The sequence below is a fragment of the Chelativorans composti genome (assembly GCF_039541695.1).
GTDB classification, from domain to species: domain Bacteria; phylum Pseudomonadota; class Alphaproteobacteria; order Rhizobiales; family Rhizobiaceae; genus Chelativorans; species Chelativorans composti.
Map to the genome: position 1 here is coordinate 1 of NZ_BAABGS010000022.1, position 589 is coordinate 589.

Here is a 589-nt window from a genome sequence, read left to right on the forward strand (position 1 = left end):
TCGTAGGCGCCCGCAAGCGACAGAACCGTCGCCGCCAGCGGTTCGGCAAGCTGGGCGCCGAGGCTCGCGTCATCGGCCACCAGCACCTTGCGCACGCCGGCAAGCTGCGCGGCGGCTTCCGCCACCGCGCCCACACCCTCGCCCGCCACCAGCACGTCGATCTCGCCACCGATCTGCAGGGCCGCCGAAAGCGCCTTCGCCGTCTGCTCCGACAGCGCCCGGTTGTCGTGTTCCGCAATCAGGAGGATTGCCATGGATCTCTTCCTTTCCCTTCCGCTGCCTGTCAGAGAACGCCCGCTTCGTTGCGAAGCCTGTCGAGCAGCTCCGCCACCGAGCCAACCTTGATGCCCGCCTTGCGGCCGGCCGGCTCCTCCGTCTTCAGAACCTTCAGGCGCGCCTTCACGGTGACGCCGAAATCGGCCGGAGCCTTCTCGTCGAGCGGCTTCTTCTTGGCCTTCATGATGTTGGGCAGCGACGCATAGCGCGGCTCGTTCAAACGCAGATCCGTCGTGACGATGGCCGGCAGCTTGACCTCCACCACCTGCAGGCCGCCATCGACCTCGCGGGTGACGGTGGCCTTGCCGTCGCC

Annotated in this window: 2 protein-coding genes; both read right to left on the reverse strand. The window is 67.7% G+C overall.

Features of this window, described 5'->3' with window-relative positions; translation table 11 throughout:
- Positions 1-254, reverse strand: a 254-nt coding sequence (locus tag ABD906_RS09780; RefSeq protein ID WP_486303682.1) for an adenine nucleotide alpha hydrolase family protein, incomplete at its 3' end; no start/stop codon positions are given.
- 29 nt (positions 255-283) lie between these two features.
- Positions 284-589: electron transfer flavoprotein subunit beta/FixA family protein (locus tag ABD906_RS09785; RefSeq protein ID WP_425549984.1), on the reverse strand; the 306-nt coding region annotated here is incomplete at its 5' end.